Here is a 20183-nt window from a genome sequence, read left to right on the forward strand (position 1 = left end):
TGCCATGATCGGCTGACATGGCTCCCGGCTCGCTCCTCGACATCGACCTCCCGATCGCGCGGCCCCCAGCCGCGGTCTGGAAGGCGCTGACCAACTGGAAGTCCGCCCCGAAGTGGTTCGGCGGCGGCGTCGACCAGGGCGCGGGCCCCAAGGGGGGCATGCGCGACCTCGCCGTGGTCACCCTCCACGCCGGCGGCAAGGCGCAGGACCACTCCATCCAGGACTACGAGGTGGGGCGGAGCTTCGCGCTGGTCTGGGCGGAGCGCGGCGTGATGGTCATGCGTCGCTACGCGCTGAAGCGCTCGCCCGAGGGCAACACCGTCGTGAGCCTGAAGGTCGACGTGGACACCACGGGGCTGGGCTTTTTGTTCCGCCGCGGCGTCGCCCGGCGCGTCGCCGAGTCGGACCGCGAGCAGCTCGATCGCCTGCGCGCCCACGTCGAGGGCGCGTAGTCCAGACTCGGCGAAGCTCGCTACCAGAGGACCTTGAGCTGCTTTTTGCACTCCCGGGCCAGGGCCAGGAAGTGCTCGCGGTCGTTCCAGCGCGCGTCGAGCTTGGCCCGGCGCCCGGGCGCGCCCTCGGGCACGCAGGCGAGCGCGACCTGGAGCGGGAACACGGCGGTCCGCGACCACTTTTGTTTGCGGATCTGCGGGGTCTCGAGGGCCATCCAGCCCCGCGGCTCGTCGCCCCACACCAGCCACTGGAGCTCGGGGGTGGGCGCCTCGCTGTCGAGGGTGAGGCCGGGCCACAGGACCAGGGCCGGGCGGGCCGTGCCCTCGGAGAAGCGGACCATGGCCGGGAGCAGCAGGGCGTCGGCGGGCAGCAGGGTGTCGACCTGGGCCAGGGTCTTGGCCTCGACGGGGCGGTCGAGGATCGAGTTGACGCTGGTCGTCAGCCAGTAGTCGACGCGCGCGCCGACGATGTCGTCGACGTTGATGGTCGAGAGCTTGGGGCCCTGGGGCTTGTTGCGGGTCGCGATGAAGCTGGGCCGCTCGGGGGTCGAGCTCTCGTCGGGGTCGGGCGGCGGGGGCGGGGCGACGAGCTCGCGCTCGCGCAGCTCGAGGGGCTCCCACGCGAGGGCCTCGGGATCGGCGAGCCACAGCCGGCCGAGCTGGCCGTCGGCCTTGGGCCCGGCGAGCACGAGCTGCTTTTTGATGGGCGCCGCGCTGGCACCGCTGGCGCTGGCGCTGGCGCTGGCGCTGGCGCTGGGGTTTGGGTTGGGCGCGAGCAGGGCGAGGGTCGAGGCCAGCTTGTCCAGGCGAACCTGCTGGGCCTCGGGCAGGGCCTCGACGGGCTCGGCCGGCTTGGGCTTGGGCATGCCCTTGCGCTTTTTCTTCTTCTTGCCGCCGTCTTGCTGCTGGCGCTGGACCTCGGCGGGCTGGCTGATCAGGAAGCGCTGCAGCAGGCCGCGGCGACGCAGGACGTAGATCCACCGCTCGTCGCCGGCGACGGCCAGGGCCTCGCCGCCCTTGGCGGGCATGCGCTCGCCGGCCAGCCGCAGGTCGCGGGCGGTCCAGGCCACGGCGCCGTCGCGCGCGGCGAGCACGACCCGACCCTTGGTCGTGGTCCCGAGGGCGACGATCGCCTCGCCGGGGGCGACGGCCTGGGCGGGGCTCGTGGCCGCCATGCGCAGCTGGCCGTAGCCCTCGGTGTGGGCCGGGTCGAGGACCCAGCAGCTCGAGCTGCCGTCGGAGAACACGGCCCGACCGTCGGCGCTGGCGACCACCTCGACCCGAGCGCGGGAGCTGGACTTGCGCCGGTGAACCGGAGTCTGGCGGTCGATGTCCCACAGGATCTCGCCGTTAGACCCGACCCCGCACAGCAGGTCGTCGCGGATCAGCGCCACGCGGTCGACGTAGCCGCCGAGCTTGCTGCCGACCTTGGTCGCCGAGGCCGCCTGGAGGTTGCCGCGGTTGAGGTGCTGCCCGCCGATCCACAGCGCGCCGTCCCAGCCTTCGCAGGCCGAGGGGCGGGCGCTCTTGAGGGGGATCGTGCGCTGAACCGCGAGGGTGCGGGCGTCGACGATCCACAGCTCCCACGGGAGGCTGACCACGAGCAGGCGCCCATCCTCGCTGGGTGTCACCGCCAGCGGGCGGTCATCTAGCGAGAGCTCGTCACGGGCGTTGGTCGAGGGCGCCTTGATCGTGCGCCGCGTACCGCCGCCACCGACTACCACCCGCCTACGCGGTGCCGTACGTCGGGCCATGGTGGCCGAGGGTAGCACGCCGGGGCCGGCCGTGCCCTGGAGAACCACCTCCCAGACCTGCGGCTCGGTCTGGGGGGGGGAGCAGGATAGCGAGCCTGGAGGGAGGCGGTAGACTCCGAGGGTGCGGTGGGCTCCCAAGGTGCTGATCTTTCTCGCAGCGGTGGGCTGCGCACCCAAGGGCCCGAGCGCTCCGACCGAGACGGCGGAGGTCGCCCCCGAGCCCGTGCGCCTCGAGCTCCCGGAGCAAGCCGCCGCGCCCCAGGCCTGCTCGGTTCGCAACGCGGCCCGGGCCATGGAGCTGTTGCCAGCGGGCTTGCCGGTCCTCGCCCGCGTCGACGTGTCGAGCTTGCGGGGCTCGCCGCTGTGGGGGCCGATCCGCCAGGCCCTCGCCACGGACCTGCCCGAGGCCCTGCAAGACGGGCCCGGGGGCTGCGGCGTGACCCTCGAAGACTTCTACGAGGTCGGCTTCGCCTTCGACACGGAGACCGAGGAGCTGGTCATCGTCATCGCGGCCCAGGGGATCGGCGTGCCAGACACCGCGCGCTGCATCATCCAGGCCCTGGAAGACGGCGACGCGGAGCAGCCGGCCGAGCCGATCACGGGCCCCGTGCCCGTCACCGGCGACCCGGGCCTCGGCGTCTTCGCCCTCGACGAGGGCGCGGCCTACCTGGTGACCCCCGACCTGGTCGCCCTGGTCAGCGAGGTCCACCGGGGCAGCTTCGAGGCCCGGAGCCGCTGCGAAGGCACGCCGGGCATCGCCGAGCCCGGGCGCACCCGCGGCATCGATCCGCGGTCCAGCGCGTGGATCGCTGGAACCCTCGATCAGTCGATGCGCGACGATCTCCAGGCCGACATGGCGGGCATCCTCGACTTTGGCCTGAGCGTGGACGTGCGCGAGGGCCTGCTCGTGAGCGTGCGCGGGGGCTTCGAGGAGCCCGCCCAGGCCCAGGCCCTCATCGACCAGGCCACGGCCATGCTGCCGATGTTCGGCGCCATGGTCCCGGGCCTGGAGGCGGCGACCCAGCGCGCCGAGCTCGAGGCCCGCGAGCGCGAGGCCTTCATGAGCATGAGCTTGACCACTGCCGAGCTGGAGGCCCTGGCGCTCCAGCTCGGCCAGCTGTGAGCCGCTCTCTTAGAATGAACGGGTCTTCTTTGGAGGTTGTCGTCCCCCCAGGAGCCACACGTAAGCCATGCCCCAGGCTTTGTGAAGAGTCCGTCCTTACACCCTCTGCGCTGTTTGCGTCTGGGCCTTTATCATCTAACTCTCCCTCGTATATCAAGTCCTCCGCCTGCAAGAAAGCCAAGCTCCACCACGAAATCTGTACTGAGCCGGCTCAAAACCCGGCGCCCCATCGTCGACTGGCTGATCACCCAGGGTTTTCGGTTGGGGCTGGCATGGTGCTGAACTCCGTTCTCTCCTCGCCAAACCAGCAAACCTGGCGAAGACCTTCGACTAGCCTAAACCGGCTCGTGAGCCCAATGGCAAGTGAAAGGCGAGTCAAAGCTCACGTCTTCTTCGCAAGAGAGGTTCGGAGCAGCAAAGGGACTTGAATGATCCTTCATTCTCAGTATAGATTTCTGTTATGAGTGAGCCCTCCACGCCCTCGTTGAGTTCGCTTCCATTCTTCGAGAGTATTCGAGATGAATTCAAGGCGCAGTCAAAACGGTTCCCACGGCTTCTGAATATCCCAACATGGGGCTACCAGGGGAGTGGAAAAACATGCTCGATTCTTACTGCAATTCACTTCTGTGACATCGCAAAGCATGGAGTTTCGTTGGCTGTGCCAAACAGCAGCAAGAAAATCCGGGCACTGGAGGAGAACAATCCGGCGTACAAAGTTCTGGGCCTCGTCCCGCTCGCCGAGACCACCCGGACTGTTCTATCGGAACACAACGAGTTGTTTGTGAGTCAGTGTAGGTGGCCGCCAGGGACAGATGCGCCGAGCTCCTATCTGTTGGAGGCCCGATCAGTCTCTGGGAAGCTTGGGTACATCCTTCTTCCTGACATTATGGGAGGCTCATATGAGAAGTCCGATTCTGTAGCGAACAATGCTCTTGAGGCTTCAGATGCGGTAATGTTGCTTGTCGATCCGTATCGATATCAAGTTCAAGACCATCAAGGAAAAAACTACAGAGATCATGTTGTGTCAATGATACATGAGTCTGTCGAAAACGATACGCCGCTATGCGTAATGTTGACAAAATATGATGCTTGTGAGTCTGGTATTGTCGATGATGTTCACAAGCAACTCGCGTTCTACTTGGATGGTCAAGAGAGTGATGGGGACAGGTTTGAGTATGAGATATTTAGGGTGTCTGTCATCAGCGACACAGGCGCTGCTGATAGCAGTCAGGGGCAGGCGAAACCATTGGAGAGGCTGCCCCCTATAGCAGAAAGGAGTCCCGACAGTCTTGTTCGAGCTTGGGTCTGGACCCTCCACCAGGCCCTGACAAAATCTGAAGATGCATCTGACGTGAGGTCTCTACCCCAGGTTGATCTGGGAACTGTGACGAATGGTGTGGTCCCTCTAGAGGCATCGGCTGTCCCTGAGTTTCGTCTGGCACGGGAGAAGCGTGGGGCACCCGGGCGAGTGTTGTGTAGCATCCCTGTAACCGGGGAGTCGAGGTTTGTCTGTGTTTCTGATGATTTGAGTCGCTTGATCGAAGTGTCTGTTGATAGGCGAACCCATGAACAAGTTGTTGAATCGACAGTGACTATCAATGGGATGGCACCTGGGGAAGAGAGGGTTACAGCTGCGGCTTTTGGGCGAAATGTTTTTTGTGGGCCTCAGCATACTGAGATCCTATGGCTGGGCTCTCGGTTTCAGGGGCTGTCGCCAGTCGAATTGCCACTGAAGGTCAGTGCATGGGTCCCCGTTAGCGAGACTATTTTAGTAGGAGTTGCCTCGGATGGGTCTCTGTACTCCTTTGGTCTAAACCGTGACAAGTGGGATGTGAAAGACTATGCGAAGGGCTTTGTTGGGGAGTCAGAGCATTTTGCGTGCGCGATGCTTGTGGATCAAACAGGCGTTCTCGTTCATGATGGATCGTCGTTTGTAGGAATCAAGGTCGACGCTCATGGCCGACTAGGGCACCGGTTCAGGGTAGCGAAAGAAATGGAGATGCCTGACACGTACGTGGAATTGGCCGTGAATGGCTCAGGGTATGTGCTGGTTGAGCAAACGAATGACAGGCTGTATTTTGGTGATGAGGGCGCGCCGTTTGACCTGGGCAAGGTCCATGCGGAAGCTCCATGCACATTTGCGCTTTCAGAAACCCGCCCGATGCTTCTGTGGGTTGACGAAGAAGGAATGCTGCGGTTGGGGGTTGTCGGTGGGTCAGGAGTAAAGATAAGTCCAGAGTGGTCATCGGCTGAGCTGAGTGGTTTGCCGTCAGGTATGTGCTGGGACTACGATGGTGAATTTGCCATGGTGACATTTGACAATGGTCAGTGGGCGTGGGGGCGACACTATGGCCTTTAAAAGAAGTCCGGTGGATGCGTTTCTGTCCAAACTGCCGGCCGGAGAGTGGGCGGATGTCAAGGTTGTTGACGCTCCTGGAGGAATGATGGCTTTACACTCGATTCATGCGAGTGCTACGTGGCTTAGGTCGGGAGGTGTTCCTGCTTATCTCAAGTTTATTGGTGGGCGAGGTCATAGTGCTGGTGCTCAGGGGGTGCGGTTGATTGGTATGCCTCGGTTGGAGAGGGTTGCAAAACGATTATGTATGGCGAAAGTTGCTCAGATCCCGATTGTTAGGATACTGAGTGTGGATCTGTGGGAAGGGGAAGGGCTTTCGGGGCTCTTGATCGGAATGGAGCAAGTGACACCCCTGATGTCCCAGATCCGAGCGGGGGAGACGGGGAGGAATGACTCTGTTCAAGTGCTTCGTTCTTTGCGAAGTTCGGAATTTGGGAACTGGGTTCATTTTGATATCTGTCCCCGGAACGTAGGTCGTCGAACTTCGGGAGAGTTTGTGGCAATTGATCTTGAGAGCCTCTATTTGGGTGATGGTGGACAGGGGGTTATTGATGTTTCATATCCTGCGTTTAAACACGATCGGGTTCCGAGGCATGTTTTGAGGATGTGTGGAAAAGTGTCTCAGGGTGGAATGCCACTGCCTCAGGTTCAGAGGAAGCATGATGGTGAAGTCGTCGTGCTTGCAGCAGAGTGTAGCCTAGGTCTGAAGGCGTATAACTTTGATGATGCTGGGGTAGAACAGTGGTGTGCTGAGTCACCATGTTCTGCCGATGAACGGGATTTTTGGCGGAGAACCTTACGGCGTGTTCTTGTTAACGGTGACTTTGATCTGGCTGAGCTTGCCGATGAGTTGGAGCGAGTGGATGAAGGCGGAATTATGGTTTCTACAGACGACGTGAGCGTATCGAATCAAAGTGATGGTGACTTGTTCAGTCGTGGGAGGGATCTTCGACGTGGAACTCTAAGTCGGAAGGAAATTGCCGAGTACCGAAAAGAGCTCGGAGTTTATGCGGAGAAAAACGCGGGGGACAGGCGTGTATGGGAAGAACTCCTTCTCGTTTCTCTGGCTTATGAGAAGGATCCTGGTCGAGGAGTACAGTTGGCAGAGCAAGCGCTAGTGCAATTCCCTGGTGACGTCGGGTTTCAGGACAACCTGACATTGGCACGAATGTGGGGTGGTGATGCGTGATAATAAAACAGTCGTCCAAGTCTGGGCCAAGGGGTTTCGAGTTTCTGACCGAACCCGGGAGTTTCAACTTGTAGTGCCACCAGGGCTCAGTGGCCTTGACCGGGAGGAGCGTGAACTGACTCAAGTCCCATGGGGGGAAGTATTGAAATCTCTCTATCGCATGGGTGGGGCAGAGGTGACGAGGGAATTTGGAGTGACGTTCGGTGACTCAGAGGTAAAAACTGCAACCGTCGTGACGTGTGCGCATACTGCGGACAATCATGGGAGGCAAAGTGTTGTGGTGGTCGGTGCTACTGTTGGTGTCAATTGGGCTGACTCCGGGCTGTCAGAAGTTTTGGCAAGGACTCACGGGGTGGCATATAGGCTTGCAGACACATATTCAGATGTTCTGAGGGGAGCGAATGAGTCCATCAATGAACAGATGAAGGATGGGCGGTTTTTGAGTAATCGGTGGTTTGAACTGAGTGAGGAAGTACCTCAGGAGCAGCCTATGTGGAGTAGCCTGGTCTCACAAGTTCGAAGGTTTCGTGGTGTCCGTGGGGTGGCTACCAAAAACATGGTGAAGGTTGGGGCCAATGTGCTCTACGGAACATTCGATGAGGGGCAGAGGGTTCGAAACACGGGGCTTGACGGGTTTATGGACAGTGCTACAGGGGAAATGGTTAGTTGGGGGGGCAATCTTGTCGAGTGGGATGCGAGTGGTAAAGATGGGGGGAGTGTTAGGAGTGATGTCGAAGGAGCAGAGTCGAGTGATCAGAATGTGGATATAGCGGTTGTTTTGAATCAAATTCTAGCCAGGCTTGATGCAGTTGAAGGGCGTCAGCGTGAACTCCTGGCGAAGCTTGATGAAGTGAAAGGCGAGGTTGTTTCGAAACGAGGGACATCTTTCTTTAGGACGAAGTAGGCTGTGGTTGGAGATTGAGAGTCTCGGCCAGGTGTTCGCAGTGGCTCAGCCCAGAAATTCGCCAAGCTCGTCGGCGCTCGACTCGATCACCCACTCGCTCATCGCCGCCAGCGCCCGGATCTGCGCGGGCGTGAGCTCGACGAGGGTCCCCGTGTTCTCGGCGATGGTCTTGTAGTGGGGGAAGTTGCGCAGCAGGTGCTTTTTGAAGATCGCCCGGTCGCCCTCGTCGATGGCCTCTCGGGTGTCCTCGGGCAGCTTCGCCTCCCACTGCGGGAGGCGGGCCAGGTAGACCCACATGATCTCGCAGCTCCAGCCGCCCTCGATGCCCCACCAGTCGTTGGCCTGGACCTCGAGGCGCTGGCGCACGACCACCGGTCCGCCCGCGCGCCGCTTGGCCTGGAGGGCCGCGACGAGCGCTTTGAAGGCCGCGTGGGTGAACACGGTGTTGTTTTGCAGGTCGGTGCCCGTCGAGCTCTGTTCGACGCCGAAGAGGTTGACCAGGTAGACGTCGAGCTTGTCTTTGACCTTGCCGTGGCGGCCCTCGGCGAAGGGCACGTAGTCCAGGTCGATGGGCGTGTTGGTGTTGATGAACACCACGGCCTTGGGCACGCGGCGCTGGAGCATGGCGAGCAGGCCGTAGTTCTCGAGCACGCCCCCGTCGGCGACGTCGAACACCCGGGTCTCGGGCACGGCGCCCTCGCGCACGGGCCAGTAGGGCAGGGTCGGGGTGTACTGGCGCATGTCGTCGAGGATCGGCAGCTCGTCGGCGACCGCCCCGTAGGCCGCGCTCGAGCAGCCGACGGCGAACTCGAGGGTCTGGCGGGCCTGGATGTTCACGGGGTTGGTCGGCACGCAGCTCAGCTCGCCGGACTGGACCTGCGCGGGGCCCTCACCGCCGAAGGCGAAGCTCTCGACCGCGCCGCCGCCCATGGGCAGGACCACGTCGCCGAAGGGCTCGCCCGCGTAGCGGATCTTCAGGGGCTGGAGGCTGCCCACGTAGAGCGGGGTGCACTGCAAGCTGATCGGGTTCTGAGCCGCGAAGGCCCGGGTGTCGTCGGGCTCGACGATGCACGCGTTGACGACCAGGAAGGGGCGGCCGGGGCGGGGGAAGATGAAGTTGTCGGGCTCGAGGCCGGGCACGCCCGCGTTGCCGGGGCGGGCCCGGATCGCGTCGCGGGTCGCCGCGTCGAGGCAGGGCGCGAGGACCTTTTGCGGGTCGACGAGGCCGAAGGGCTCGAGGTAGATCTTGGCGACGGCGCGGTTCCAGATGTTCTGCTCGCCGCCCTCGCGGATCGCCTCGAACAGGGCGTCGCGCAGGGAGCTGGTGATCACCGAGGCCATGGAGCCCGCGGGCAGCTCGGCCCCGAGGGCGTCGAGGCTCAGGGTCCCGGGGTCCGTGGGCGCGTCGAGGCCCAGGTCGAGGAATTGCGCGTCGTCGCGGGCGCCCGCGCGGTAGTAGGTGAACAGCGAGGTCGCCCACGAGCCGCCGGACACGGCGCTGATGTAGCGGACCCGATCGACCAGGCCCTGCTTGGTCAGGCCGCGCAGGTAGCCCAAGCTCGCGCTCATCGCCCGGGAGCCGCCGCCGGAGAAGCACAGCGCGGCGTCGGGGCGGGCCATGACGGCCTCGACCTCGCGCTCGGGGAAGGTGAAGGCGTCGCGCTGGCTCACCCACACGCGGGCGGACACGGTGACCTCGGACATGCCCCATTAGACCAGAGCGCGGGCTGGCCGTCGGCGGGCAAAGACGCGCGCCGGAGCGTCCTCGCGGAGCGCCCCGGCGCGTGTTCTCAGCTCGAAACGTTCGTCAGGGTTAGCCGATCGACACGCACAGCTCCTCCGGCCCGATGCCGTTGTTGTCCTCGATGCACTCGTTGAAGGCGCCCACGCCCATGCCGTCGTCGTCGACGCTGGCGCTGACCGAGTAGGGCGCCACCCCGGGGGCGGGCACGGTGATGCTGACGGTCTGGCAGCCGCCGGCGGGGATGGCCGAGTCGGTCTCGGTCGTGCCCAGCAAGCCCGCGTCCTCCTCGGTGAAGGTCACCTGCACGCCCGGGCCGACGCCGAGGCAGCCCTGGTTGCACACGCGGACCTTGAACTGCACGGTGTCGAGGCACGGGCCCACGGGCGCGAGGTCCTCGAGCACCAGGTCCGGGGCGCAGTTCTCCGCGACGGCGCCCTGAGAGTTGCGCCGGTAGGAGTTGTAGGGCGACTCCATCGGCGTGGTCCAGTTGTTCTCCTCGACGATGGGGATGCCGGCCTTGGGCGTGACGTTGGTGATGTGATAGGTGTGCTGATTCCAGATCGCCCGGGTCCCGACCCAGTTGTCGAGGCGGTCCTCGAACACCTCGACGCCGGCGTCCCCGATCGCGCCCTGGCCCGACTCGTTGTTGGTGCTGACGATGATCTCGGCCTTGAAGTCGCCGTCGACGTCGGCGACCAGGGGGTACTCGGCGCGGGTCCGCGAGGAGTTGATGTCGATGAACAGGACCTCGTCGTCGGTCATGTCGCCGTCGCAGCCGGGGCCGGGCGGGACCAGGGCGCAGTCGGGCTCCGTGCCCGGGTAGATGCGCAGGTACCACTCGTCGCCGTAGATGACCTCGGAGCGGCCGTCGCCCTCGAAGTCGAACACCGACGAGCCCGTGCGCTGGGACGAGCCGTCCTTGGTGTCGGCCTGCCACAGCTGGGTCAGGGTGTCGACGCCGTCGAACTGCACGACCACGTAGTTGTTGCCGCCGGCGGTGCCGATGTCCGGGATGCCGTCGCCGTCGAAGTCGGCGATGTTCGGCGGGCCCCCGGCGCCGCCGCCCGCGATCGGGATGCTGGCCAGGGTCGCGCCCGTGGGCCCGTCGAGGACGAGGATGTCGTTGCTGCGCACGAGCACGACCTCGGGCACGCCGTCGAGGTGGAAGTCGGCCACGCCGCAGAACGCGTCCCCGCCGTTCTCCCACAGCACCGAGCCGGCGAAGTCGACCCCGACGGTGCCGGTGAAGGTGTAGGCCGTGCCGCCGCCGATCACGTCGGGGCGCAGGTCGTTGTTCAGGTCGGCCACGCACGACAGGTGGCCGACGCTGCCGTTGTCCCCGGCGCCGCCGTTGCCCTCGTAGAGCAGGTTGCCCGAGGAGTCGTAGACCGCGTTGCCGTAGACGATCTCGGCGTCACCCATGAGGTCCATGTTGACCAGGGAGGGCGAGCCCGACTTGCCCGGGTTGGTGTAGTTGTCGGACTGCCACAGGAAGTTGCCCTGGTAGTCGAGGGCGTAGAGCCACTGCCCCTGGCCCGGGTTCACGATCTCCGGGTTGCCGTCGTAGTCGAGGTCGCCGATCGCCGGGGTCGCGCCGGAGTCCGAGCGGTAGTTGGCGTCGTTGAAGGTCCACACCTTCTCGCCGGTGTCGCCGCGGATCGCCCGCAGGATGCCGTTGGTCGTGTACTCCGAGTTGCGGTAGGTGTTGAAGATGATCTCGGGGATGCAGTCCCCGTCGAGGTCGGCGACGGAGGGGGTCGAGACCACCTGGTAGAAGTTGGTGTTGTCACCCTCTTCGACGGTGATGTGGTTCCACGTCACCTCGCAGCTGCCCATGGTGCACACCTCTTCTTTTTGGCAGTCCGCGTCGACGGTGCAGTTGCGGTTTTGGCGGACGCCCCAGGTGAAGCGCGGGACCGGGTCGAACACGCCGACCTCGGGCTCGTAGGTGCAGTCGAAGTTGGCCATGATCGGCACGCAGGCGCCGAGGTCGGGGTCGCAGACCTCGCCCTCGGGGCAGTCCGAGAGGGTCTCCGTCGCGCACACGGGCTCCTCGCAGGGATCGCCGGGGACGATGCAGTTGCCGGCGTAGCAGACCTCGCCGCCGTCGCAGCACTCGGCCGGGTCGTCGCCGCAGGGCTCGACGTCCTCGCCGCAGTCGATGATGCACTGGCCGAGGTCGGGGTCGCAGACCTCGTCGGGTCCGCAGCACTCGTCGCCGCAGGGCGCGTCGCAGCCCTCGGTCTCGGAGCTCTCGGTCGTCTCCATGCCCCCGCTGGTCGTCTCGGTGCCGGCGTCGTCTTCGGTGCCGGCCGTCGACTCGATGCCGACGTCGTCGTCGTTGCCGCTGCTGTCGTCCGCGGGTCGCCCGTCGTCGCCGCAGCCCGAGGTGAGCATCGCCGCGCCGACGCACAAGGTCAGCGCGATCGAGCGATCCTGAACTCCACAAAGCCATCGCATGGCGGGAATCATAGCCGCGGACGCGACGATTCGTGGGCGGGCATGTCCGGGCCTGTGACCAAAAACCCGTGGGAACATCAAAGACAGCCTCGCGTAGACTGTCGCGGGCTCCCGGGCCTCACAAAGCCCCAGTTGGGGGCCTCTCGGGAGTAGTCACGATGACGGAAAGCACCAAGCCCAAGCGACGAATCGGCCGGATCCTGCTCATGGTGACAGGTGCCTTCGTGGCGATCCTGATCGGCCTCTTTGCCTACGCGAGCATCGCGCTAAAGCCCAAGGTCTACGATGTTGTTTCGATCAAGGAGGCGACGAGCTACCAGGACCCCGCGCTGCTCGAGCAGGCCTGGGCCCTGCCCGTCGCGGCGACCTACCAACAGGACGCGCTGATCTACCAGCCGCGCGTCTCGTGGTGCGGCCCGACCAGCGTCGCCAACGTCCAGGTCTCCGTGGGCGTCGACCCCCAGGCCGCGCCCGACAAGGTGCTCGAGGGCACGGGCTACTGCCGCCTGGGCGAGTGCATCCCCGGGCTGACCCTCGACGAGCTCGCCGAGATCGCCGAGCAAAAGCTCGACGGCCGCGAGGTCACGGTGCTGCGCGACCTGAGCCTCGACGAGTTCCGCGAGCACATGCGCCACGCCAACGACCCGGACCGGCGCTACATCATCAACTTCCTGCGCGGGCCATTGTTCCGCGAGGGCGGCGGGCACCACTCGCCGATCGGCGGCTACCTCGAACAGCAGGACCTCGTGTTCGTCCTCGACGTCAACGAGAGCTACGCGCCCTGGCTCGTGGAGACCGAGCGGCTGCACGCGGCGATCGACACCGTCGACTCGTCGACGGACAAAAAGCGCGGACTGCTCCTGATTCAGTAGGTCAGTAGTCCAGTCTGTCAGTAGGTCTCCGCTGAGTCTCCGCCTGGTCTCGAGCCGGGTTCGACGTCGCCACTCCCCAAAGCGGGCTGGTCGGCGCTACGCGCAGCCAGTAGGGTCCCGCCGTGATCATCCCGGTGATCTTCACGCTCTCGGCCCTGCTGTTCGCGGGCCTGGCCCTGACCCTGGGCGGCTGGGCGCTGCTCTTGCTGTGGCCAGCGCTGGCGGCTGCGCTCGTGGGCGTCGCCTACTGGGCCGACCGGCCCGAGCTGTTCGGCAAGCGCCCCGACGGCCGCTTCCCGGTCGTACTCGTGATCGCCGGCTTGCCCATGTTCGGCCTGCTCTACGCGATCTGGTGGACCGAGCACGCCCTCGAGGCGAGCGCCAACGAGGTCGCGCCGGGGATCTTCGTGGGTCGCCGGCCCCGGGGCGCGGACCTGCCGGCGGGCGTGGAGACCATCGTCGATCTGACCGCCGAGTGGCCCGTGCACGCCGAGGTCCACGGCCACCCGGGCTACCAGCTGCACCGCATCCTCGACACGCGCATCGGCGACGCCGAGGCCATCGAGGCCATCGTCCGCCCCCTCGTCGAGCGCCGCGGACCCATGCTGGTGCACTGCGCCTCGGGCCACGGGCGCTCGGCGACCATCGCCGCGGCCGTCGGCCTGGCGCGGGGGGAGTTCAGCGACCCCGAGCAGGCCGAAGCGACCATGCGCCTGGGTCGGCCGACGATCCGCCTCAATCGCTTGCAGCGCGAGCGGCTGCGGGCGTGGTTCGAGCGCTACGGCGGTTGACCTTGGTGGAGAGCAGCCCCCGCCCAGTTGGCGCGAACTCATGGTTCTTGCTTGGTTTTTTCACGGCTCTCCGGTCACTCACCGAGAGTAATAGTGGATTGAAAGTACGTTGGCCACCGCATTTGGGCCATGTACAGCTGAAGCTCTCCTCATGAGGTTTCCAATTCTGACAAACGATGGAATCGTTAGGTCAATCGACCCGACTCGCAGTCGAACAAGGTCACCCTTGGCCAAACCGTAGGGAGCGCCAGTTATGTGATGGCCGGTGCTTTGTAGCAGAAGGTTCGCCCGTGCCCTTAAAGAAGTGAACAAGGTGTGGGTCAACCATCCATCTAAGTTTACAAGTAGCTCGTCATCGTTGATTAGGGGGTAGAAGCTCATTAGCCCCTTGTAATGTAGCCGAGGTGTTGTGCGAGAAAGGTGGCGAAGTAGCCGGCGCTCTGTGAGATCTCCATACAAATAGCGCCTGAGTTGATATATCGCTGTGACATAGTCGGGGTCCGGGGATGTGCCCAGTCGATTCCTGACAACGTTTCCTGCTTTTAGCGACTCGAGGAGGTTGGTGTATATAATTTTAGACATCCTCGATTTCACGTCTGCAATCTTCGAGTCCTTGATGCTAATATTGTTTTTTGAGATCTTATAGCCTAAGAACTCTACATGCGGTGTGCTTCGAAGCTCTGCATCATGTTCATCTGGAGAGCGCAGGATCCGAATACCTGGTGATTTTCGGTTGTTAATATCGACTCCCATCTTTTGAGCTGCTGAGTTCAATATCTCGACTGCCCGGCATACCTCAGTGTAGTCATGAGACCATATTATGGTGTCGTCCGCATACCTGGCAAAACGGACGCCAATCCCCTCAAGTTGCGTGTCAAGACGAGACGCGGCAGCATTTGCGAGGAAGAGGGAAACCGATGTGCCTTGTGGAATGCCGCAACCCCTGGTCTCGCTCGTTGAGGAAACGTAATTATCAACTCTCAGTGTTGGAGTTTGCAGGAAGGCTAGTAATATTTCCCGTTCGCGCTTGGTTAAAATGAATTGGCCAGAGTTTAGTATTGATACGATATATTCGTGTGAGAGGTGATCGAAGAATTTGCTGAAATCGAATTCGGCGACGAACACCTTTGCAGAGTGTCGCAGACTCCTTGATAGATAGTGGATTGCATCATGTATGGTGATGTCTGGTCGGTATGCATAACACCTCGAACTGAATCGAGATGCATTCTTACGTATTAGTGTGCGGAACGTGACTCGGGAGACAGCGTTGTCCGCGACTTGGAACACTGACACCGTCCGTAGCGTCCCATCGGCCTTAGGCACTTGGTAAGCGATCGACGGGCGTGGGGTGTACGAGCCACTTCGTAGTGACTTGTCGATTGCATATGCTATGCGCCGAGCACGCTTCCTGGCTGCGTATGGACTGAAGCCGGGATCGATCGTCCAGTAGTCAGGGGTGAGGACCTCCTTGGCCACCGGCCGCCCCGATCGCCTCATCTGGCGTTGAACACTCTCTTCCAGCCGCGCCGCGTATCGCTGGTGTCGACGGACTAGTTTCTGTGCCTCAGACTCGATCTTCTCTGCCCAGAAATCAATACTTGCCATACTTACATCCCTTGAAAGAAAGCGGAGTCCGGGGCTCAAGGCCCCGAACTCCACCATCCGGCCAGTCAGAAGGAAAAGTACATTTCATGCGTCTCTTGAGCTGACACTCGGGAGATGCCGTCCTGAGTGGTCTCCGTGCACGGTCGCACACCCAGAATCAGCTGATCAGCCTCGATCCCCTCGGGACCTTCCTTAAGGATACAAGAGATGGTGTCCCGAGTCTACAAGCGCTTGGATTCGGATAAGCCAAGTTCCAGTCGGAATGAATGTTGCGCGCGCATGGCGCTCCTTTTGCAGCCGTCACAAGCGATGAGATCGGGATGCTCCCCCAAACACGAGTTGGCGGATCTGCTCATCGGCTGCAACGAGAAAGACCTTTGCATGTTCCTGGAGGTCGCTAAGGTCTTGCTCCACGACCGGAGTGATGAGCCCGAGGACTCGTGACGTCACCGAGGGCAGGGATAGCTCCGGCGAGCAGGCTGTTACCAGTTGCTTGTACTTGGCGAGGAGACGCGGACGATGTCTACTGCTGTCGCTCGCTCGTCTTGAGCCCGCCGTTGTTGAGGCACATGGGCCCGGGTTTTTGTCTGAGGAGCGAGCAGCGTCAAGACAAAACCCGGCTAACTGAAGCATCAGCACGGGCTGGCCCGCGTCGGGGTAGGTCAGGGTCACGCTGCCCGTGACCGTGCCGCCGCTGATCGCCGAGTGCACGTTGACGTTGGCCATCTCGCAGGTCTCGGCCATGTCGCAGCCGCAGGCCATGGGGTCGCTGCAGGTGTCGTAGGCGGTGACGATGACGGTCATGCTCGCGCCGTCGGGGACGATGCTGGCGACCTGGCACTCGCTCGGCGGCGGGCAGGTCTCGAGCGCCTGGCAGGCGTCGGCGATGGGGTGGGGGACGTAGGCGACGCCGTCGAAGGGCAGGAACAGGCTCTCTCCGGCGCCGATGCGGATCGAGGGCACGAGGCCGTCCTCGGGGGCGCAGCTGCCCTCGCAGTAGTCGTTCTCGACGACGGTCGAGCAGCGCTCGAACAGGGCCGTGTTGTCGCGCCAGGGCTCGCCGTCGATCTCGAGCTCCATGATCGCCGCCCCGCACGGTCCGCCCTTGATGTAGACCGCCGCGGCCCCGCCGTTGACGACCTCGACGTACTGCTGGGTGCCGAATTCCTGGGTGTCCTCCGGCGGGGGGGTGCACTCGCCGCCCTCGTCGGTGGTCTCCTCGTCGGTGCTCTCCTCGTCCTCGCCCGTGTCCTCCGTGCCCGCGGCCTCGTCCTCGCCCCCGCCGTCGTCCGAGCACGCGCCGAGCACCATGGCGGCGGCGATCAACGAGGAGGTGAACAGGGAGGAGACCAAGCGATTCGAAGCAGGCATGACCATGGCTCGCGAGTGTAGCCGGCTGAGCCTGCGCGGTGTCCGGGCCGTGCTGCGGCCCGGGCTCGAGTGCCAATGTCATTCCGCGTCGAGGTCGGCCTGCAGCGCTGCACGTTGTTCGTCGGTCAACGCGTGCTCGACGACGAGCTCGCGCTCGGGCCAGTCGACACCGATGGCCACCGGCGCCTGCGCGCCGAATTCGAAGCTCAGGTACTGGACGGAGCTGAGCCGCTCCTCGCCGACCTGGCGCGGATCCCAGCTCGGGCGCACGCGCTGCCCGTCCGCGAGGGTCGCGTAGAGGTGGTCGAGCAGGCCCATCCACGCGCGCAGCTTGACCTGGCGCTCGGCCTCGCCCTCGATGGCGATCAGTAAGGTCGCGCACAGCGTGCCCTTGGGACCGATGAACTCGTTGTAGGTGGCGAGCTCGTGGACGATGTCGGCCTCTTTGACGAGCCGCTCGGTGCGGACCATCTCGAGCACCTGGTAGCGGACCGTGGTGGCGTTGTCGAACAGGAAGGTCATGTACTCGCCGACGCCCAGGCGGCGCGGGGCCTTGGCCGCGAGGGCTTCGGCGCGGATGCCTTCGCGCTGCTCTTCGTAGGTGACGTAGTCGAGGATCTGGCTGCGATCGACGGGCTTCATGACGGGTCCTGCTCTGCGTTGGCTTGCCCGACGATGGGCAAGCGCTTTTTGGGGGTGTTGTGGCTCGGCGCGCGCTTGGGGTCGAAGCTGTCGCCGCGGTAGGCCCGGGCGAGCACGCTCATGGGGTGCATGGCCCGGACGCCGGCGTGCTGCTCGAACTGCGTGGCCGCCAGGGGGCAGTCCGTGGCCCACAGCTCGGTCTCGGCCTCCTTCATGCCGTCGAAGGCCTTCTTGCCCACGCGCTTGGAGTACTCGAAGCCCTCGACCTTCATGGCCAGGGTGCCGTCGTGGCCGCAGCACTCCATGACCGTCCCGGGGCGCACGCCGGTGATCTTGCGGATGAGGTCGCGGCCCTTGAAGCCCACGGCCTGGGCGCGCAGGTGGCAGGGCGCGTGGTAGGCCACGGCGCCCTCGGGCTTGGCGGCGACCTCGGTGTTGAAGCGCTCTTGCTTGCGGATCGACCACAGGAACTCGCCGGGGTCGCGGACGGCCTCGGCGACCTTGGCCGCGCGTTCCTTGTCCTCGGGGGCGACGAGCTCGGGGTACTCGCGGCGCAGCATCATCCCGCAGGTCGGGTTGATCGCGACCACCTTGGCGCCCGCGTCGACCCAGGGCTCGAGGATGTCGAGGTTGTGCTTGGCGCGCTCGCGCAGGCCGTCGAGGTCGCCCTGCTCCCAGGTCGGCATGCCGCAGCAGCGCAGGCCCCGGGTGCAGCGCAGGTCGACGCCGTTTTGCTGGAACACCTCGACGGTGTCCTTGCCGATCTGCGGCTCGTTGTTTTGCACGTAGCAGGTCTGGAACAGCACGGCCTCGCCGCCGGGGCCCTCGACGGCCAGGCCTTCTCGGGTCGCCCAGCGGTCGAAGGTCTCCATGGCGAAGGGCGGCAGCAGCTTGTCGCGGTGGATGCCGAGCACCTTCTCCATGAACCAGCGGTGGGCGGACACCCGGTTGGCGACGTTGGCCAGGCCAAAGCTCGCCCGGGCCATCATCGCGGCGCGGTCCGGGTCGCCCAGGGCGATGTCCCGCAGGGTCTTGCCCTCGACCTTGGCGCGGTGGGCCTGGTAGCGGTGGACCAGCTTGGGGAAGTCGAGCTGGAACTCGTGCTTGTCCCGGGGGGTGTAGGGGCACTGGACCTCGCACAGCTTGCACTGGAAGCAGTCGTCCATGACCCCGTCGGTCTCGGTCTTGCTCAGCTTGGTGACGTCGCCGTCGTACTTGTCGTCGATGAGCTCGAACAGGTTGGGGAAGGAGTCGCAGTACTTGAAGCACATGCGGCAGCCGTGGCAGATCTCGAAGGCTCGGGTGACCTCCTTGGCCAGGGCGTGCTCGTCCCAGTAGACCGGGTCGTTGGGGTCGTAGCTCAGGCCATCGGTGGGCTGGTAGGAGATGTTCTCGGCCATCGCGGACTCGCGCACGCCGACCCTAACCCAGCGAGGCCCCGAATCAAGGCGCTGAGGCCCCCTCGGGTCCGCACCAATGGAAAAAGGCCGCACCGGTGAGGTGCGGCCTTTCGCGGCTGACGCGGCGCGTTCAGTCGATGTCGTCGAGGGCGCTCTGGAAGCGGCCAGCGTGGGACTTCTCGGCGCGGGCGAGGGTCTCGAACCAGTCGGCGATCTCGCCGAAGCCCTCGTCGCGGGCGGTCTTGGCCATGCTCGGGTACATGTCGGTGTACTCGTGGGTCTCGCCAGCGACGGCGGCCTTGAGGTTCTGGTCGGTGCTGCCGATGGCCAGGCCGGTGGCCGGGTCGCCGACGCGCTTGAGGTAGTCGAGGTGACCGTGCGCGTGGCCGGTCTCGCCCTCGGCGGTGTCGCGGAACAGGCCGGCGACGTCGGGGTAGCCCTCGACGTCCGCGACCTTGGCGAAGTAGAGGTAGCGGCGGTTGGCTTGGGACTCGCCCGCGAAGGCGGCCTTGAGGTTTTCGTGGGTCTTGGTGCCGTTGAGGTCTGCCATCTCGAAGTCCTGTTGAGGAGTGGTCAGTGCGCTCGCGGGCACCCGGAGGGAGGGCCGCCGCGCGAGCGGGCGCCGCGGATGGAAGCGACGCCGAGATGCACTTATCACGCCCAGGCGGGGTTGCCAACGCAGACCCCTCTGGGTCGCTGAATTCGCAATTCAGTTCAAAATCCAGAGGTTGGAGGGCGAGCTCTTGCGCATGTCCGTTCGCAGCCAGACTGGGTGGGGCGGCTGAGGTGAGACCCGTTCGTCGATGGATCGTGTCCGGACGATCGTTGGCAAACACCCGCTCGGGCGGTTAGATGAGCGCCGAGGACCACATGCCGACCATCGGATCCGACGCCCCCGACTTCACCCTCCCCGACCACAAGCGCGAAGCCGTGACGCTCTCGGAGCAGCGCGGCAAGAACGTGGTGCTGGCCTTCTTCCCGGCCGCGTTCACCGGCGTGTGCGAGAAAGAGCTGTGCACCTTCCGTGACTCCATCGCCGCGTTCAACGATCTCGACGCCGCCGTCTACGGCATCGCCGTCGACGCGCCCTTCTCGAACGCCGCCTTCGCCGAGCGCAACAGCCTGAACTTCCCGATCCTCTCGGACTACGCCCGCGCGGCCGTCCGCGCCTACGACATCGCCCACGACGACTTCGCGGGCATGACCGGCTACACCGCGGCCAAGCGCTCGGTGTTCGTCGTCGACAAGCAGGGCAAGCTCCAGTACGCCTGGGTCGCCGACAACCCCGGCCAGGAGCCCAACTACGACGAGGTCAAGGCCGCCGTCGAGAAGCTCCAGGGCTGACTGTACTGTCAGGCCCCCGCAGAGTGCTGTGGACCGGGGACGCTTCGTCGCTCCGCTCCTCCGCTCTGGCCGGTGGGCAATGATGTTCGTGCCTTGGCATGGGCATTGGGTCGCCCCCTGAAGGGGGCGATTTTCGTTTGTCCCGCGTGGGGCTGGGGACGCTTCGTCGCTCCGCT

The 20183-nt window shown here is 64.4% G+C and carries 16 protein-coding genes; 8 read left to right on the top strand and 8 right to left on the bottom strand.

The genetic code is table 11. The features are described from left to right. Positions 1-17: 17 nt before the first annotated feature. The gene (locus tag PPSIR1_RS08585) at positions 18-452 is read left to right on the top strand and encodes an SRPBCC family protein (RefSeq protein ID WP_006970633.1); all 435 of its coding nucleotides are present in this window, start codon (positions 18-20) and stop codon (positions 450-452) included. Positions 453-472: 20 nt separating this feature from the next. Here PPSIR1_RS08585 and PPSIR1_RS08590 read toward each other — a convergent pair whose 3' ends face one another. Then, positions 473-2206: a hypothetical protein gene (locus PPSIR1_RS08590; RefSeq protein ID WP_157595333.1), complete on the bottom strand. Its 1734-nt coding sequence runs from the start codon at positions 2204-2206 to the stop codon at positions 473-475. A 139-nt stretch (positions 2207-2345) separates the two neighbouring features. On the opposite strand from PPSIR1_RS08590, the gene PPSIR1_RS08595 reads away from it, so the two are divergent. From PPSIR1_RS08595 to PPSIR1_RS47570, 4 genes are all read left to right on the top strand, one after another. Next, on the top strand, positions 2346-3329 hold the full coding sequence (locus PPSIR1_RS08595; RefSeq protein WP_006970635.1) for a hypothetical protein: 984 nt from the start codon (positions 2346-2348) through the stop codon (positions 3327-3329). A gap of 460 nt (positions 3330-3789) precedes the next feature. After that, positions 3790-5688 (top strand): hypothetical protein, encoded by a 1899-nt coding sequence (locus PPSIR1_RS47560; protein ID WP_157595334.1) that lies wholly within the window; start codon positions 3790-3792, stop codon positions 5686-5688. A gap of 10 nt (positions 5689-5698) precedes the next feature. Further along, positions 5699-6874 (top strand): hypothetical protein, encoded by a 1176-nt coding sequence (locus tag PPSIR1_RS47565; RefSeq protein ID WP_157595335.1) that lies wholly within the window; start codon positions 5699-5701, stop codon positions 6872-6874. A 160-nt stretch (positions 6875-7034) separates the two neighbouring features. Further along, a complete protein-coding gene (locus PPSIR1_RS47570; protein WP_157595336.1) occupies positions 7035-7778 on the top strand; it encodes a hypothetical protein in 744 nt (247 codons plus the stop codon). Between the two features lie 45 nt (positions 7779-7823). Here the strand turns inward: PPSIR1_RS47570 and PPSIR1_RS08600 are convergent, their stop codons facing one another. Beyond that, the gene (locus PPSIR1_RS08600; protein ID WP_006970636.1) at positions 7824-9482 is read right to left on the bottom strand and encodes a patatin-like phospholipase family protein; all 1659 of its coding nucleotides are present in this window, start codon (positions 9480-9482) and stop codon (positions 7824-7826) included. A gap of 109 nt (positions 9483-9591) precedes the next feature. Then, the gene (locus tag PPSIR1_RS08605; protein ID WP_157595337.1) at positions 9592-11982 is read right to left on the bottom strand and encodes an FG-GAP repeat domain-containing protein; all 2391 of its coding nucleotides are present in this window, start codon (positions 11980-11982) and stop codon (positions 9592-9594) included. 158 nt (positions 11983-12140) lie between these two features. On the opposite strand from PPSIR1_RS08605, the gene PPSIR1_RS08610 reads away from it, so the two are divergent. Both PPSIR1_RS08610 and PPSIR1_RS08615 read left to right on the top strand, forming a co-directional pair. Then, complete coding sequence (locus tag PPSIR1_RS08610; protein WP_006970638.1) at positions 12141-12854, top strand: phytochelatin synthase family protein; 714 nt, start codon at positions 12141-12143, stop codon at positions 12852-12854. A 122-nt stretch (positions 12855-12976) separates the two neighbouring features. Then, a complete protein-coding gene (locus PPSIR1_RS08615) occupies positions 12977-13645 on the top strand; it encodes a phosphatase domain-containing protein (RefSeq protein ID WP_006970639.1) in 669 nt (222 codons plus the stop codon). A 78-nt stretch (positions 13646-13723) separates the two neighbouring features. On the opposite strand, the gene PPSIR1_RS45820 is transcribed toward PPSIR1_RS08615, so the two are convergent. From PPSIR1_RS45820 to PPSIR1_RS08635, 5 genes are all read right to left on the bottom strand, one after another. Continuing rightward, positions 13724-15307 (bottom strand): reverse transcriptase domain-containing protein, encoded by a 1584-nt coding sequence (locus tag PPSIR1_RS45820; protein ID WP_086001148.1) that lies wholly within the window; start codon positions 15305-15307, stop codon positions 13724-13726. Positions 15308-15550: 243 nt separating this feature from the next. Then, positions 15551-16621 (bottom strand): hypothetical protein, encoded by a 1071-nt coding sequence (locus PPSIR1_RS08620; protein ID WP_157595338.1) that lies wholly within the window; start codon positions 16619-16621, stop codon positions 15551-15553. Between the two features lie 78 nt (positions 16622-16699). Then, positions 16700-17263: a DUF3501 family protein gene (locus PPSIR1_RS08625; protein WP_006970642.1), complete on the bottom strand. Its 564-nt coding sequence runs from the start codon at positions 17261-17263 to the stop codon at positions 16700-16702. Next, entirely contained in the window at positions 17260-18678 is a 1419-nt protein-coding gene (locus PPSIR1_RS08630) for a heterodisulfide reductase-related iron-sulfur binding cluster (protein WP_006970643.1), read from the bottom strand. Before PPSIR1_RS08630 ends, PPSIR1_RS08625 begins: the two co-directional genes overlap by 4 nt. Before the next feature lie 115 nt (positions 18679-18793). Continuing rightward, positions 18794-19213: a rubrerythrin family protein gene (locus tag PPSIR1_RS08635; RefSeq protein ID WP_006970644.1), complete on the bottom strand. Its 420-nt coding sequence runs from the start codon at positions 19211-19213 to the stop codon at positions 18794-18796. Positions 19214-19515: 302 nt separating this feature from the next. Between PPSIR1_RS08635 and PPSIR1_RS08640 the strand changes: the two genes are divergently transcribed. Continuing rightward, complete coding sequence (locus tag PPSIR1_RS08640; RefSeq protein ID WP_006970645.1) at positions 19516-20007, top strand: redoxin domain-containing protein; 492 nt, start codon at positions 19516-19518, stop codon at positions 20005-20007. The last annotated feature ends 176 nt before the right edge of the window (positions 20008-20183 follow it).

This window comes from Plesiocystis pacifica SIR-1, assembly GCF_000170895.1.
In the GTDB taxonomy this organism is placed as follows: Bacteria; Myxococcota_A; Polyangia; order Nannocystales; family Nannocystaceae; genus Plesiocystis; species Plesiocystis pacifica.

Coding starts and splice junctions, on each gene's coding strand:
- PPSIR1_RS45820 (WP_086001148.1), bottom strand. CDS start 15,307: ATGGTGGAGTTCGGGGCCTTGAGCCCCGGACTCCGCTTTCTTTCAAGG.
- PPSIR1_RS08590 (WP_157595333.1), bottom strand. CDS start 2,206: ATGGCCCGACGTACGGCACCGCGTAGGCGGGTGGTAGTCGGTGGCGGC.
- PPSIR1_RS08620 (WP_157595338.1), bottom strand. CDS start 16,621: ATGCCTGCTTCGAATCGCTTGGTCTCCTCCCTGTTCACCTCCTCGTTG.
- PPSIR1_RS08605 (WP_157595337.1), bottom strand. CDS start 11,982: ATGCGATGGCTTTGTGGAGTTCAGGATCGCTCGATCGCGCTGACCTTG.
- PPSIR1_RS08625 (WP_006970642.1), bottom strand. CDS start 17,263: ATGAAGCCCGTCGATCGCAGCCAGATCCTCGACTACGTCACCTACGAA.
- PPSIR1_RS08585 (WP_006970633.1), top strand. CDS start 18: ATGGCTCCCGGCTCGCTCCTCGACATCGACCTCCCGATCGCGCGGCCC.
- PPSIR1_RS08635 (WP_006970644.1), bottom strand. CDS start 19,213: ATGGCAGACCTCAACGGCACCAAGACCCACGAAAACCTCAAGGCCGCC.
- PPSIR1_RS08600 (WP_006970636.1), bottom strand. CDS start 9,482: ATGTCCGAGGTCACCGTGTCCGCCCGCGTGTGGGTGAGCCAGCGCGAC.
- PPSIR1_RS47560 (WP_157595334.1), top strand. CDS start 3,790: ATGAGTGAGCCCTCCACGCCCTCGTTGAGTTCGCTTCCATTCTTCGAG.
- PPSIR1_RS08640 (WP_006970645.1), top strand. CDS start 19,516: ATGAGCGCCGAGGACCACATGCCGACCATCGGATCCGACGCCCCCGAC.
- PPSIR1_RS08610 (WP_006970638.1), top strand. CDS start 12,141: ATGACGGAAAGCACCAAGCCCAAGCGACGAATCGGCCGGATCCTGCTC.
- PPSIR1_RS47570 (WP_157595336.1), top strand. CDS start 7,035: ATGGGTGGGGCAGAGGTGACGAGGGAATTTGGAGTGACGTTCGGTGAC.